Annotated in this window: 14 protein-coding genes; 10 read left to right on the top strand and 4 right to left on the bottom strand. The window is 59.9% G+C overall.

All coding sequences use genetic code 11. The features are described from left to right. Positions 1–173: 173 nt before the first annotated feature. From QYH43_RS24720 to QYH43_RS24710, 3 genes are all read right to left on the bottom strand, one after another. A complete protein-coding gene (locus QYH43_RS24720) occupies positions 174–866 on the bottom strand; it encodes an RES family NAD+ phosphorylase (RefSeq protein WP_301158307.1) in 693 nt (230 codons plus the stop codon). Then, the gene (locus tag QYH43_RS24715) at positions 860–1,276 is read right to left on the bottom strand and encodes an antitoxin Xre-like helix-turn-helix domain-containing protein (RefSeq protein WP_095061479.1); all 417 of its coding nucleotides are present in this window, start codon (positions 1,274–1,276) and stop codon (positions 860–862) included. The genes QYH43_RS24720 and QYH43_RS24715 overlap by 7 nt, the downstream gene beginning before the upstream one ends. Before the next feature lie 124 nt (positions 1,277–1,400). Further along, positions 1,401–1,673, bottom strand: coding sequence for a hypothetical protein (locus tag QYH43_RS24710; protein WP_095061477.1), 273 nt, complete (start codon positions 1,671–1,673; stop codon positions 1,401–1,403). Here QYH43_RS24710 and QYH43_RS24705 point away from each other — a divergent pair. From QYH43_RS24705 to QYH43_RS24670, 8 genes are all read left to right on the top strand, one after another. After that, complete coding sequence (locus QYH43_RS24705; protein ID WP_177408859.1) at positions 1,660–1,965, top strand: hypothetical protein; 306 nt, start codon at positions 1,660–1,662, stop codon at positions 1,963–1,965. The genes QYH43_RS24710 and QYH43_RS24705 overlap by 14 nt on opposite strands. A gap of 148 nt (positions 1,966–2,113) precedes the next feature. Beyond that, the gene (locus tag QYH43_RS24700) at positions 2,114–3,472 is read left to right on the top strand and encodes an MATE family efflux transporter (RefSeq protein WP_095061475.1); all 1,359 of its coding nucleotides are present in this window, start codon (positions 2,114–2,116) and stop codon (positions 3,470–3,472) included. Between the two features lie 205 nt (positions 3,473–3,677). Beyond that, positions 3,678–4,355 (top strand): phosphoribosyltransferase, encoded by a 678-nt coding sequence (locus QYH43_RS24695; protein WP_301158306.1) that lies wholly within the window; start codon positions 3,678–3,680, stop codon positions 4,353–4,355. Positions 4,356–4,476: 121 nt separating this feature from the next. After that, complete coding sequence (locus tag QYH43_RS24690; RefSeq protein WP_301158305.1) at positions 4,477–5,046, top strand: YceI family protein; 570 nt, start codon at positions 4,477–4,479, stop codon at positions 5,044–5,046. A 130-nt stretch (positions 5,047–5,176) separates the two neighbouring features. Then, positions 5,177–5,686: a sigma-70 family RNA polymerase sigma factor gene (locus tag QYH43_RS24685; protein ID WP_095061296.1), complete on the top strand. Its 510-nt coding sequence runs from the start codon at positions 5,177–5,179 to the stop codon at positions 5,684–5,686. A gap of 3 nt (positions 5,687–5,689) precedes the next feature. After that, a complete protein-coding gene (locus QYH43_RS24680; protein ID WP_301158304.1) occupies positions 5,690–6,643 on the top strand; it encodes a FecR domain-containing protein in 954 nt (317 codons plus the stop codon). Positions 6,644–6,873: 230 nt separating this feature from the next. Continuing rightward, positions 6,874–9,249 (top strand): TonB-dependent siderophore receptor, encoded by a 2,376-nt coding sequence (locus tag QYH43_RS24675; RefSeq protein WP_301158322.1) that lies wholly within the window; start codon positions 6,874–6,876, stop codon positions 9,247–9,249. Between the two features lie 174 nt (positions 9,250–9,423). Continuing rightward, entirely contained in the window at positions 9,424–10,113 is a 690-nt protein-coding gene (locus tag QYH43_RS24670; RefSeq protein WP_301158303.1) for a GNAT family N-acetyltransferase, read from the top strand. 465 nt (positions 10,114–10,578) lie between these two features. Here the strand turns inward: QYH43_RS24670 and QYH43_RS24665 are convergent, their stop codons facing one another. Next, the gene (locus QYH43_RS24665) at positions 10,579–11,523 is read right to left on the bottom strand and encodes a class I SAM-dependent methyltransferase (RefSeq protein WP_301158302.1); all 945 of its coding nucleotides are present in this window, start codon (positions 11,521–11,523) and stop codon (positions 10,579–10,581) included. Positions 11,524–11,779: 256 nt separating this feature from the next. Between QYH43_RS24665 and QYH43_RS24660 the strand changes: the two genes are divergently transcribed. Both QYH43_RS24660 and QYH43_RS24655 read left to right on the top strand, forming a co-directional pair. Then, the gene (locus tag QYH43_RS24660; protein WP_301158301.1) at positions 11,780–12,397 is read left to right on the top strand and encodes a cytochrome b/b6 domain-containing protein; all 618 of its coding nucleotides are present in this window, start codon (positions 11,780–11,782) and stop codon (positions 12,395–12,397) included. Continuing rightward, complete coding sequence (locus QYH43_RS24655; protein WP_301158300.1) at positions 12,394–13,179, top strand: molybdopterin-dependent oxidoreductase; 786 nt, start codon at positions 12,394–12,396, stop codon at positions 13,177–13,179. The genes QYH43_RS24660 and QYH43_RS24655 overlap by 4 nt, the downstream gene beginning before the upstream one ends. The last annotated feature ends 44 nt before the right edge of the window (positions 13,180–13,223 follow it).

Raw genomic sequence — 13,223 nt, 5'->3', positions numbered from 1 at the left:
GAAAAAGCCCGGCTGATGAGGCCAATACTGTTCACTTAAGAAAATCTCGAAACGTACAAAAAACTGTGGCGAGGGAGCTTGCTCCCGCTGGACTGCGTAGCAGTCCCCTAATTGGGGCCGCTGCGCGACCCAGCGGGAGCAAGCTCCCTCGCCACAGGGTTATCACAACGTATTCAAGCCTCGCTGATCTGGCTGACACTGGTGATCTGCCCATTCCACACCATTTCGTAATGCGCGGTTTGCACAATCGATGTCACCGGTCGCGGCGTCATCAACGCCCAGCAATCACTGCCCGGCAGGCGCACCGAGTGATAACGCAAACCGGGGCAACCGGTTTTCCTGACCTCCCGCCCAAGGCGTCGGGAAACGCTGTAATCCTCCGGCGCATACACCGGATCCGTCATCGGAAGGGCGGTAGCATCCTTCATCCCGGCATCGACAAACGCGCAAGACAACCCACGGAACACAAACCGCTCATAGTTCAGACTCGGCACCTTCGACCAGTACAGACTCTGGTGATGCCGCACTTCGGCTAGTGCCGCTTCCATCGAATCCGCCAGGTACAACACTCCAAAACTGCCATCACTGAACCGTGAACCTTCCGGGTTCACATGGGTAAACGGCGCCGTCGCATAGGAACAACCCGTGATCCCGAACGGTATCTCGCGCCGCGGAATCAACTCCAGCTGACCCACCTCATTCCTCAACCGCGGATTGGTCAGCGCCTGAATCTCGAACAACACTTCAAATTCATCCGCATCCGCCACGTCATCGAACAAGGCAATCGGCGGAAACTTCGAATTGACCAACCGATAAGCCTGCAACACCTGCCCGGCAAACGTCGCCAACTCGCCCAGCTTCACCATTGCGCGCCCCGCAACATGTCGATGCGGCGGAAGGTTTCATACAACGAAACCATGTCGCCCTGCGCCATGATTTCCAGCGGACTACGGCCATTGAAAAACTCATTGTCATTGGCCATCGACGCAAAGCCGTAAACGTTGTCCGGGTTATCGAACACCAGCCGCAACGTCCCATGAATATTCAGCACGAAACTGATGCGCTGCATCTGATCCGCATCCAGCGCCACCGCCCACTCCACCTCCCGCTGCCGCGCGCGGGTGTAAGTGCTGCGGGAAATGCGCAGGATGCGGCAGGCTTGATCGCCGGTGGCTTTCCACTTTTCCAGGATGTTCACCGCGGCACGCAGGCCGGTGACGCATTGGTTTTTGGTGAAGGATTGGGGTTGGGCTTGAGCGACGACTGGCATAGTCATGGGTCTCTTTTTGAATCTATAGATTTAAATGTAGTTGTATTGAGTCTACAGATCAAATTTGCAGTGACCAGTGGGCTGGGTGAGCACAAACAAAACGGGCGCCTGTTAAGGCGCCCGCTTTCATTTACTCCGCCGCCTGCGCCCGCAACCGCCGCCCGATCACATCCATCAAATCGCAGCCATCGCGCAACGGAATGACCAGCAGTTTGCAGAAGTCCTCAAGCACCACCGTGTCGCAACCGAGTTCGGAGCGATAGGCGATGTTTTCCAGCACCTGTGTGACCGTGCGAATACGGTAATCCGCCATGGCTTGCAGGACGTCGAGTGGGGCTTGGGTGTCGATGAGCAGGGAGGCCGGAACCAGGTCGATTCCGGTGAGGGGCATGTATCTTTCCATAGAAGAAACTCCGATCAGTGCAAAGGTTGACTGTCCCTCATTCGTCGCCAAACGAATGGGTGACAGCTGTACGCAGGTTGGCGAACCGGGATCGGAAAACCGGCAGACCCGAAGGTCTCCCGCGCACAGCTGCCATAAAGACAGCTTTGCGAAGGTGCAACAGCATCTGCAAAAAAGCACAGTGCTTTTGCATCCGATCGAACAGGTCGCCAAACCTGGTCGCCATTTGGGCGACGGGGCGGACTATAAGCTTCATCAAGGTCATGGGCAAGGTGAGGAATTCCGAGGCTGACGTAAGACCTGCGCTGATGAAACCTCAGACCTTTCACATAACGTCACTGGAAATATAAACACAGACCTGAGATGGTCTTCGCCCCGTGGTTTCAGTCACCCACGCTATCCTTAATCATCGCTCCCGCCGTCGAGATGGATCCTCCTCAATGCAAACCCCGAACCCCCAGCGCCCCCTCTGGAAAACCTACCTGTTTTTCCTCGCCCCGATGGTGCTGTCGAACTTTCTGCAATCCATGTCCGGCACGGTCAACAGCATCTACATCGGCCAGATGCTTGGCACCCAGGCGCTGGCGGCGGTGTCGGGGATGTTTCCCATCGTGTTTTTCTTCATCGCCTTGGTGATCGGCCTTGGCGCGGGCGCGGGGGTGTTGATCGGGCAGGCGTGGGGCGCGCGGGAGACGCATCTGGTGAAGGCGATTGCCGGGGCGACGTTGTTGTTGGGGGTGTTGATCGGGTTGGTGGCGGCGGTGGTGGGGAGTGTGTTTGCGCGGTCGGCGTTGGTGGGGTTGGGGACGCCGGCGGATGTGCTGGACGATGCGGTGGCGTATGCCCATGTGATGTTGTGGATCATGCCGTCGCTGTTGGTGTTTGTGTTGTTCACGCAGTTGCTGCGCGGGGTCAGCGATACGTTGTCGCCGTTGTTGGCGCTGGTGGTTTCGACGATTGTTGGGTTGGCGCTGACGCCGGCGTTGATTCGCGGGTGGTTGGGTTTTCCACCGATGGGGATCCAGAGTGCGGCGATTGCCGGGCTGGTGGGTAACCTGGTGGCGATGGGGCTGCTGGCGTGGCGCTTGCTTGGCAAGGGCCATCCGCTGGCGCCGGACCGTGAGTTCTTCGCGGCAATGAAGCTGGACATGGTGATCCTCGGCAAGGTGCTGCGCATCGGGTTGCCCACCGGGTTGCAGATGGTGGTGCTGTCGCTGTCGGAGCTGGTGATTCTGGCGCTGGTGAACCAGCACGGGTCCCAGGCGACGGCGGCGTATGGCGCGGTGACGCAGATCGTCAATTACGTGCAGTTCCCGGCGCTGTCGATTGCGATCACGGCGTCGATCCTCGGTGCGCAGGCGATTGGGGCGGGGCGCATCGAGCGCATCGGACCGATTTTGAAGACCGGGTTGATGATCAACGTGTGTTTGACCGGTGGTCTGGTGGTGCTCGGGTACTTGTTGTCGAGCTGGTTGCTGGCGTCGTTCCTCACCGAAGAGGCGACGCTCAACATGGCTGAGCACCTGTTGCACATCATGCTCTGGAGCCTGTTGGTGTTTGGCTTCCAGGCGATCATCGGCGGCATCATGCGTGCCAGCGGCACGGTGATGGTGCCGGTGGCGATTTCCATTGTGTGCGTGGTGGGTGTGCAGTTGCCGGCGGCGTATCTGCTGGATGCGAAGTTCGGGTTGCAAGGGGTGTGGATGGCATTTCCGGTGGCGTATCTGGGGATGCTGGCGTTGCAGACGCTGTATTACAAACTGGTGTGGCAGCATCAGAAGATTGAGCGGTTGGTGTAGGGGGAGCAAAGGGGCGGATAATGCAATGAGCTGATATTTGTGGCGAGCGAGCTTGCTCGCGCTTGAGTGCGTAGCACTCACAGAGTTCGGTGGTTGGGGCTGCTACGCAGCCCAACGGGAGCAAGCTCCCTCGCCACAAAGGCCCTTGCCACAAAGGACGATGTGACTGAAAAAGACAGGCGCGATCGCCTGGGGAGGTTTTCACATGAGCCCCTTGTCCCATTCCATCCTGCAGGACCGGCCAGCAGCCGGGCGGCGTTTGATTGAAGCGCTGCGCCCTTACGCCCGCCGACCCGATGTCATCGTTTTAGCCTTGCCCCGTGGTGGCGTACCGGTGGCCTATGAAGTGGCCAGGGCGCTGGGCGTGCGCCTGGACTTGATGCTGGTGCGCAAGCTTGGCGTGCCGTCGCGACCGGAGTACGCCATGGGCGCGATTGCCAGTGGCGGCATTCAGATTCGCAATGAAGAAGCGTTGCGCGATCATCCGATTGATCAAGCGACGTTCGATGCCGTGGTTGAACGGGAAACCCGCGAGTTGTTGCGCCGTGAGCAGGTTTATCGAGGCACGCGTGCGCCCGTAAAGCTGAAGGAGCAAGTGGTGATTCTGATCGACGACGGCCTGGCGACCGGCGCGTCGATGAAGGCGGCGATCCATGCGCTGCGCGTGCAGTCACCCGCGCGCATCGTGGTGGCCGTGCCCGTGGCGCCGATTGAGACGGCAGAGGCGCTGAGCCGCGAAGTGGATGAGCTGATCTGCCCGTTGATGCCCGAATGGTTCACCTCGATTGGTCATTGGTACATGGACTTTTCCCAGACGTCGGATGCCGAGGTGATCGAATTGTTGCAGCGGGCGTGGCAACGCGAGGACAGTGGGATGCCCTGATGGGCATTGCCCGGTCGGTGTTCGAAGTGGAATAAACACCGGTTCTTTGCTTTAGTCCTTCTGATACCAGTCTCGGTGTGCAGCGCTGAAATCATCTCGGGAGCCCCGCCCGGAGAGTCCGATGACCCCTCGAATACTGTGTTTCGTCGCGTTGGCCGGTGTTCTCACACTCGGCGTTTTGCCGCGCGCCGACGCCGTCGAATACGCCGCCGTGAACGCCACCGCCAGCACCATCAGCTTTACCTATCAGCAGTTGGGTTCCAGGGTTTATGGCACGTTCGGCAAGTTCGAGGGGCGCCTCGATTTCGACACGGAAAACCCCACCGCCGCCCATGCCGCGCTGACCATCGACCTCAACAGCATCGATATCGACAGCAGCGACGCCAAGAGCGAATTGCAGAAACCGGCGTGGTTCAACACCGACACCTATCCCCAGGCCACGTTCGAATCGACGGCCATTCAAGACCTCGGCAACCACCGTTACACCTTCACCGGTAACCTCTCCCTCAGAGGGCAGACACGACAGGTGAACGTGCCGGTGGTGCTCAAATCAGAGAACGCCATCGGCATCTTCGACGGTGAGCTGACCCTCAAGCGCGACGATTTCAAGATGGGTGAAGGGGAGTGGGCGGACAATTTAGTGTCCAACGAAATCAATATTCGCTTTCGCATGGTGGCGCCGCAGCGCTGAGGTCATCTGCCCGTCAACGACACTCCTACAGGGATTGGATTGTTGCTGACAGAACCACTATTGCCAAAACGCATCGGCTTCGACGAAAATGAGAGTCATTATCAAATAACATTTGTGTCGGGTCGTTTTCATGTCCTCCGCTGATCTCTCGCTGCAACACGCTGTGCATACGCTGTACGAGGACCATCACAGTTGGCTCTGCGGTTGGCTGCGCAAGCGCCTCGGTTGTGTCGATCATGCGGCGGACCTGGCCCAGGACACGTTCATTCGCGTACTGACCCAGCGCAAAACCCTCGAACTGCGTGAACCGCGGGCCTACCTCAGTACGATTGCCCGCAGCCTGATGATCGACATGTTCCGCCGTCGTGCGCTGGAACAGGCCTGGCTGGAAACGCTGGCAGCCACCCCCGAACCTGTGGCGGTGTCGCCGGAAACCCGTGAGCTGGTCATCGAAACGCTGATGGAAATCGACCGTTTGCTCGATGGCCTGGGTGAACGGACTCGGGAGATTTTCCTGCTGGCGCAACTCGATGGCCTGAGCTACGTCGAAATAGGCCGTCGCATGAATGTCTCGGTGACCACCGTGAAGAAACATGCCGTGCGCGCCCTGACGCACTGTCTGTTGCTGATTGAGGACTGAACCGTGGCGCAACCGCAATCCCTGGATTACGCCACGCTGGAAGCCGCCGCGCGCTGGTATGTCGACTTGCGCGACGACGTGCCAGACGAAGCCGTTCGTGAGGCGCATCGACGCTGGCTGGAGCGAGATCCGCGGCATGTGCAGGCCTGGGAGCGTCTCGGGCGCTTGCAGGACAAACTCGGCCAGGTGTCCCACGGCGTCGCCCGGCCAACGTTGGCCAGCGCCCGGGCCAAGCGTCGCGATGTGCTCAAAGTGTTGTCGCTGCTGGTGGTGGCGAGCGGGGCGGGGACGCTGGCCTGGAACACCACGCCACTGTCGACGTTGATGGCGGACCAGCGCACCCGTACCGGTGAACGCCGACGCGTGCGCCTGGATGACGGCACGCACCTGCAACTCAACACCGCCACGGCAGTGGACGTGCGCTACGGCGACAATCTGCGAGAAGTGCGTTTGCTGGCAGGTGAAATCCAGATTGAAACGGCCCGGGACACATTGGCTCGGCCGTTCATTGTGCACACCGCCGAAGGCAGCATCCGCGCTTTGGGCACCCGGTTCATCGTACGCAGCGAAGCGGGGCGCACGCTGGTCAGTGTGCAGGAGCATGCCGTGGAGGTGCGCAGCGCCCATCTGCCTGATGCTGCCGTGCGGGTTGATGCCGGTCAGCAAGTGAGTTTCCGTGAAGACCGCATCGAGCCTTTACTGCCTGCAAATGCACTGGCGGATGCCTGGACCCGCGACATGCTGGTTGCCAACGATTGGCGCCTGGCGGATTTCATCACCGAGTTGCAGCGCTACCGTCCCGGGCACCTGGGCTGTGATCCGGCCGTGGGTGCACTGCGAATTTCCGGGGCGTTCCATCTCGGCAACACCGATGCGGTGCTGGACAACCTGACGTCCACGCTGCCTGTGCGTATCCGTCGTTTCAGCCGTTACTGGACCACGGTGGAAGCGGTTTGAGTATTCCGGCAAAAAAATCCGCAGCAGGGGTTATTGATTTTGATTCTCGTTCGACTTGGTAGATAGAGGCGCGATAGACGCCGCCATTTGACTGCCAACGGGCGAAAGGAAACTGCATGACCCCTCGCAATCCCCAACACCGCATCGCTTCTACCCAGCCATCCATCAAACCCTTGAACCGTGCGGTTCACGCCGCATTGTTGGGCATGGCACTGGCCGTTCCATTGGCGATGACGTTGGTGGCACAGCCTGCCTGGGCGCAAACCTCGGACGAGGCGCAATTCAACATTCCTGCCGGCCCGCTGGGTTCGGCGCTGACCCAGTTTGCATCCACCGCTGGCGTAACCGTTTCGTTCGATCCGGCCCATGCCAACGGCCAGAAAACCGCAGGCTTGCAGGGCCGCTATACGACAGACGCCGGTCTGCGCCAGTTGCTGGCCGGGAGCAAGCTGGAGGCGGTTCGCCACGACAACGGAAGCTATTCGCTGCTACCGATACAGGCCAGTGGTGCCGCGTTGCAGCTAGGCGCTACGAGCATTTCGGGCATCGTTAGCGAATCGGCTTACGGGCCGGTGGACGGCTACGTCGCGACCCGCAGCGCCACCGCCACCAAGACTGACACGCCGATCCTGGAAATCCCGCAGACCATCAACGTGGTCACCGCCGCCCAAGTCGAAACCCAAGGTGCACGCAACCTGACTCAGGCCTTGCGCTATACGCCGGGGTTGAACACCGGCGGGTTCACCGACCGCAACTCGATTGCCGATGAAATCACCAGCCGTGGCTTCGCGCCGACGCCGTTGTATCTGGACGGTGCCTACATCCCTTACGCCGGCAGCCTCGGCGGTGCGCCGCAAATCGATCCGTACACCCTGGAACGCATCGAAGTGCTCAAGGGCCCGTCGTCGGTGCTTTATGGGCAGAACCAGCCGGGTGGTCTGATCAACATGGTGTCCAAGCGTCCGACCACGGAACAACGCAGCCAGATCAAACTCGGGGCGGGCAGCTACAACAGGGTGAACGGCGCGTTCGATACCAGCGGCCCGCTCGACGAGCAAAAAGAATTCACCTATCGCCTGATCGGTGTCGCCGACAAGGGCAACGAGCAGGTCGACCACAACAACAGCCAGCGCATGCTGCTGGCCCCGAGCCTGACCTGGGCGATCAACGAGGCGACAGCCCTGACGCTGTTGGCGCAGGTTCAACGCGATGACGGCGTGCCTGACTATCAGTCGTTGCCAAGAATCGGTTCGCTCGACCGTGGCCCCAACGGTGAGAAAATCAACCGCCACTTTTTCTCCGGCGACACCGATTTCAACGACTACAAGCGTGACCAGTATGTCTTCGGCTATGACTTCACCCACGATTTCAGCGAAGACCTGAAATACCGCTCCAGTGCGCGCTACACCGACGTGCGCGACCGCTATAAAGGTTTCTACCTGCGCAGCTTCGTCACCGATGCCGATGGCGTGACCGATTACACCCGGGCCAATCGCGCCAAGGTCGATTGGCATCAGCACAACATCGCCTACACCATCGATAACAACCTGGAATATAAATTCAACACCGGTGCGCTGGAACACACCACGCTGGTGGGCGTGGACTATCGGCATTTCTCTCGCAAGTACGACGGCTACAACGCCAACAACGTGTTGCCGGTCGACCTGTACGGCAAGAACAACTACGACACCAGCAGCGTGACGCCGACGCTCACCACACAGTGGGACAACACCCTGCGCCAGACCGGCGTGTATGTGCAGGACCAGATCAAACTGGACCAGTGGATCCTGACCATTGGCGGTCGCCAGGATTGGGCGGAAATCGACAACAAGGACTTGCTCGCGTCCACCCACGAAGCCAAGCGCGACAATAAATTCACCGGCCGGGTGGGCCTGACCTACGTCACCGAGTTCGGCCTGGCGCCGTACGTCAGCTACTCCGAATCCTTCCTGCCGACACTCGGTACTGCGGCGCCTCAACGGGGTGGCAGCGCCTTCGACCCGACCGAGGGTGAGCAATACGAAGTGGGTGTGAAATACCAGCCGTTCGAGAAGACGCTGATCACTGCGTCGGTTTATCAAATCAAGCAGAAGAATGTGCTGACCGGCGATGACGACTATCCGGAGTACATGTCCCAGAGCGGCGAAATGCGTTCTCGTGGCGTCGAACTGGAGGTCAAATCGAGCCTCGACAACATCGACGTAATGGCGGCCGCCAGCTACATGGATTCGTTCTACACCAAGGACACCTGGGGTAACGAGGACAACCGTAACGAAGCGCAGTCGCCAGTCTCTGCTTCGATGTGGGTGGACTATCACTTCACCCAGGCCAACCTCAACGGCCTGACGTTCGGCGCCGGTGCGCGCTACACCGGGCGTAAACCGGGTGATGCCGCCAACTCGTTCGACGTGCCATCGTGGGTTGTCTATGACACCACCGTCAGTTACGACATGGGCAAACTCGACCCAAGCCTGCGTGGCTTGCAAACCCGCCTGAATGTGCAGAACATTTTCGACCGCGAGTACGTGTCGGACTGCAATTATTCGTTTGGTTGCTACTACGGGCAGGAGCGGGTGGCTTCGGTTGAGATGACGTACGACTGGTAAGTCTCCTGATTTTGCGGTGCGATCACTGACGCCATCGCGAGCAAGCTCGCTCCTACACTTGATTTGTGTGCACCACAGATCCCCTGTAGGTGCGAGCTTGCTCGCGATGAGGCCGGCACACGGTATGATAGGCCGCGACGAACGCTTTACACCGCCCCGGAGTCAATCCCCGCAATGCCCCAGATCAGCCACTTCAAGACACCGTGCCCCGAGCACATCAACAGCCAGATTCTGCAGATGGTGGTCGATAACCTGACTGACATCAGCATGGTCGCGATCCCGCCAAGCAACCTGCTGTACAACGTGTACCAGTATGCGATCGGCTATGAGGTTCATCTGTACCTGGAAGCGTTGAACGGGGCGAAAGGGATAAGCGTGGAGTTGATTGTCGCCACCGATCCGGACGAGCCCGACACGGTCATCGGTTTTCTGTTGTACCTGCCGGTCAAGGACGATCCGGACGCTTGCGGCGTGGCGTACATGGCCGTTCACGCGGAGCATCGGCGCCAGGGCGTGGCGCGACGGATGGTGCGCGAGATGGTCGGCCGTTACCCCCATGCCGAACTGACCTGCGCTGTGACGAAGGTGCCGTACTTTGAGTCGATGGGTTTTCAGGTGGTGGGCGTGCGCGCGACCCAGGTGCTGATGAACACCCGCGATCACGGCAGCGACGGGCTCATGCCGTTGCTGGATGTGGCACCGATCTACAGTTCGCTGGAGGTGCGGCAGATTCATACCTACCTGCTGCAAAAACACGGCAAGCGGGCGATGGTCGATGCGGAAAAACAGCGCGACCGGCACCTGGACCAATTGACGCGCAAGGCCCATGAGTTTGTGCGCGAGCGTTTGGGTGTTGATCTCTGACCGCGCTCCACCAAACACCACAACCCACTGTAGGAGCGAGCCTGCTCGCGAAGGGCGTTCAGTCGACATGTCAGAACCTGACACGACGCCATCGCGAGCAGGCTCGCTCCCACATTAAAAAGAGTTGGTTTTCAGAAGGTTAAAAAAGAGCCTCAGAGCTCTTTGATGGGGAGGAAGTAGAGCCGTTGAGGCTCAAGATGCGCATGAAGCAAGTGGTGAGCTTGTAGGGGTTCAGAACACTCACCACTTACGCAACGGCTTGTTGAGCAAACAAGCGGCTGCGTAACTCCATCCTAGAAAGACCGAGTGTTTCACTCAAGTACCACTAGTCGTATCGCCTGCGCCACGTGTTTCGGCTTCACGTGAAAGCCGTTGATGTCGTTGAGCAACCCGGCTTCGCGAATCCACTCCAGCCCCGGCAGCGCCTACAACATTTGCGTAGGCGCCGCCGAAGGCTGCGATCTTTTAGCTTTCCCCGAGTTTGAACACCAACGCCTTCAGCCCACACTCGACATCGGCGTCCGGAAACTCCGGCGGATTCTCCAGCCGCTGTTGAAACCGCAGGCTTGGCGCCTCGCGAGTCACGCCGTCAATCAGGAAGTCGGCACCGAAGGCCGGATCGTTCATGCAGGCCAATACCGTGCCCTGTGCACTGAGCAATTCCGGCAGGCGGCGCAACACGCGCTGATAGTCCTTGGTCAGCAGGAAGCTGCCTTTCTGGAACGACGGCGGGTCGATGATCACCAGGTCATACGGGCCTTTGCCGATGACCTTGCCCCAGGACTTGAACAGGTCGTGGCCGAGAAAGGTCACCTTGCCCAGGTCGTGGCCATTCAGCCGGTGGTTGTCGCGGCCACGGCTCAGGGCCGGGCTCGACATGTCGAGGTTGACCACATGCGTCGCGCCGCCTTCGATGGCCGCCACCGAGAAACCGCAGGTGTAGGCGAACAGATTCAACACCCGTTTGCCTTCGGCGTTGGCCCGTACCCAGTCGCGACCGTAGCGCATGTCGAGGAACAGCCCGGTGTTTTGCTTGCGACCCAGGTCGACGCGGTACTTCAGGCCACCTTCGGTGATCGTCAGTTCGTCGATCTCTTCCCCGAGCAACCATTCGGTCGTGCTTTGCAACAGGTAGCGATGTTGCAGCAACAGCGTATGGGCGCCGGATTGCGTCCACTGCGCTGACCGGGTGATCGCCATCAGCACCTGCTTCAGGTCTTCGAGCTGCGCCGCTTCGGGTTCCTTGAACAGCGCCACCAGCACCACGCCTTGCAGCCAGTCCACGGTCACTTGCTCCAGCCCCGGCCAGCAGCGCCCGCGCCCGTGGAACAGGCGGCGGGTTTCGGCGGGGGCGGCCGCGAGGGCGGTCAGCAGATGGTCGTTGAGGATGGCGAGGGCTTCAGGGTTCATCGGGTCGGGTCGGTCGTTTGTGGGGGCGGCATTTAAACATAACCGAGTCTGTTGCGGGGTACACAAATCCCTGTAGGAGCGAGCCTGCTCGCGATGGTGTATCAGGCACCCATGCGTTGTCTGACACACCATCGCGAGCAGGCTCGCTCCTACAGATTCAATGCCAGTTATCACGTTTAATTTAACTTTACGTGAGGATTTGGCGATCTTCCGGCTTCCATACTCGGCTCCAACGAACAACAACCGGGAGCCGGACATGTCGCAGACAACTGCTTCACCCAAGGCCAGCCATCCTCGCTGGCTGCGGCTGACCCATTGGCTCAACGCCCTGGCGGTGCTGGTGATGGTCGCCAGCGGTTGGCGCATCTACAACGCCTCGCCGATCTACGATTTCAGTTTTCCCAAGTCGATCACCTTCGGCGGCTGGCTGGGTGGTGCGCTGCAATGGCATTTTGCGGCGATGTGGTTTCTGGCGATCAACGGCCTGATCTACCTGGCCTTCAACCTGTTCAGCGGACGCCTGAAACGCCGCTTCTTCCCGGTCTCGCCCAAAGGCGTGCTGCATGACCTCGGGGCCGCATTACGCGGAAAACTGAGGCATGCCGACCTCACTCATTACAACCAGGTGCAGCGCTTTGCCTACCTGTTCGTGATGCTCGACATCCTCCTGCTGGTGCTCTCCGGGCTGGTGCTGTGGAAGTCGGTGCAGTTCCCGCTGTTGCGTGAGTTGCTGTGGGGATACGAAGGCGCACGGCGTGTGCACTTCTTCGCCATGGCGCTGTTGGTGGGCTTTGTCGCGGTGCATCTGGTGATGGTCGCGCTGGTTCCGAAAACGCTGTTGGCCATGATCGTCGGTCGCAAGGAGCACGTATGAAAAAGCGCATCGAAGGCACGGGGCTGGACGAGCAATCGATCCTCACCGACGCTCGCAAGATCCTCGCGCCACAGATCGAAGACCGCTCGCGGCGTTCGTTTCTGCTGCGCGGCCTGACCCTCGGCGGCGTAGCGATGTTGTCCGGTTGCAACATCACCGACAACGACAGCGTCGAGACCGCGCTGTCATCGATGTCGCGCTTCAACGATCGGGTCCAGGGCTGGCTGTTCAACCCCAACGCCATGGCGCCGACTTATCCGGCGTCGATGATCACCCGGCCGTTTCCGTTCAATGCCTTCTACGGCATCGACGAAGCGCCGACGGTGGATGAGCAGAGCTATCGCCTGGAAGTCACTGGCCTGGTCGCCGACAAGCGCAGCTGGCGCCTCGAAGAACTGCGCGCCATGGCCCAGACCGAGCAGATCACCCGGCACATCTGCGTCGAAGGCTGGAGCGCCATCGGGCGTTGGGGCGGCGTGCGCTTCAGCGATTTCCTCAAGCGCATTGGCGCTGACACCGATGCCAAATACGTCGGCTTCAAATGCGCCGACGACTACTACACCAGCATCGACATGGCCACCGCGCTGCACGCGCAAACCCTGTTGGCGCTGACCTGGGACGGCGCGGTGTTGCCGCGCGAGTACGGCTTCCCGATGAAGCTGCGCATGCCCACCAAGCTTGGCTACAAGAACCCCAAACACATTCAGGCGATTTTCGTCAGCAACACCTACACCGGCGGCTACTGGGAAGACCAGGGCTACAACTGGTTCGGTGGCAGCTGAGAGGCGCCTGAATATTTCACCCTGCGCAAACCTGTGCTTCAAGG

The sequence above is a fragment of the Pseudomonas sp. C32 genome (assembly GCF_030417915.1).
Lineage (GTDB): Bacteria > Pseudomonadota > Gammaproteobacteria > Pseudomonadales > Pseudomonadaceae > Aquipseudomonas.
Note: the sequence above shows the minus strand (reverse complement) of the source record. Positions and strands in the feature narration are given on the sequence as shown.

Excerpts from the sequence above, each read along its gene's own strand:
- QYH43_RS24720 (WP_301158307.1), bottom strand. The coding sequence starts at position 866 with ATGGTGAAGCTGGGCGAGTTGGCGACGTTTGCCGGGCAGGTGTTGCAG.
- QYH43_RS24665 (WP_301158302.1), bottom strand. The coding sequence starts at position 11,523 with ATGAACCCTGAAGCCCTCGCCATCCTCAACGACCATCTGCTGACCGCC.
- QYH43_RS24670 (WP_301158303.1), top strand. The coding sequence starts at position 9,424 with ATGCCCCAGATCAGCCACTTCAAGACACCGTGCCCCGAGCACATCAAC.
- QYH43_RS24675 (WP_301158322.1), top strand. The coding sequence starts at position 6,874 with ATGACGTTGGTGGCACAGCCTGCCTGGGCGCAAACCTCGGACGAGGCG.
- QYH43_RS24690 (WP_301158305.1), top strand. The coding sequence starts at position 4,477 with ATGACCCCTCGAATACTGTGTTTCGTCGCGTTGGCCGGTGTTCTCACA.
- QYH43_RS24660 (WP_301158301.1), top strand. The coding sequence starts at position 11,780 with ATGTCGCAGACAACTGCTTCACCCAAGGCCAGCCATCCTCGCTGGCTG.
- QYH43_RS24695 (WP_301158306.1), top strand. The coding sequence starts at position 3,678 with ATGAGCCCCTTGTCCCATTCCATCCTGCAGGACCGGCCAGCAGCCGGG.
- QYH43_RS24655 (WP_301158300.1), top strand. The coding sequence starts at position 12,394 with ATGAAAAAGCGCATCGAAGGCACGGGGCTGGACGAGCAATCGATCCTC.
- QYH43_RS24685 (WP_095061296.1), top strand. The coding sequence starts at position 5,177 with ATGTCCTCCGCTGATCTCTCGCTGCAACACGCTGTGCATACGCTGTAC.
- QYH43_RS24705 (WP_177408859.1), top strand. The coding sequence starts at position 1,660 with ATGTATCTTTCCATAGAAGAAACTCCGATCAGTGCAAAGGTTGACTGT.
- QYH43_RS24710 (WP_095061477.1), bottom strand. The coding sequence starts at position 1,673 with ATGGAAAGATACATGCCCCTCACCGGAATCGACCTGGTTCCGGCCTCC.
- QYH43_RS24715 (WP_095061479.1), bottom strand. The coding sequence starts at position 1,276 with ATGACTATGCCAGTCGTCGCTCAAGCCCAACCCCAATCCTTCACCAAA.
- QYH43_RS24700 (WP_095061475.1), top strand. The coding sequence starts at position 2,114 with ATGCAAACCCCGAACCCCCAGCGCCCCCTCTGGAAAACCTACCTGTTT.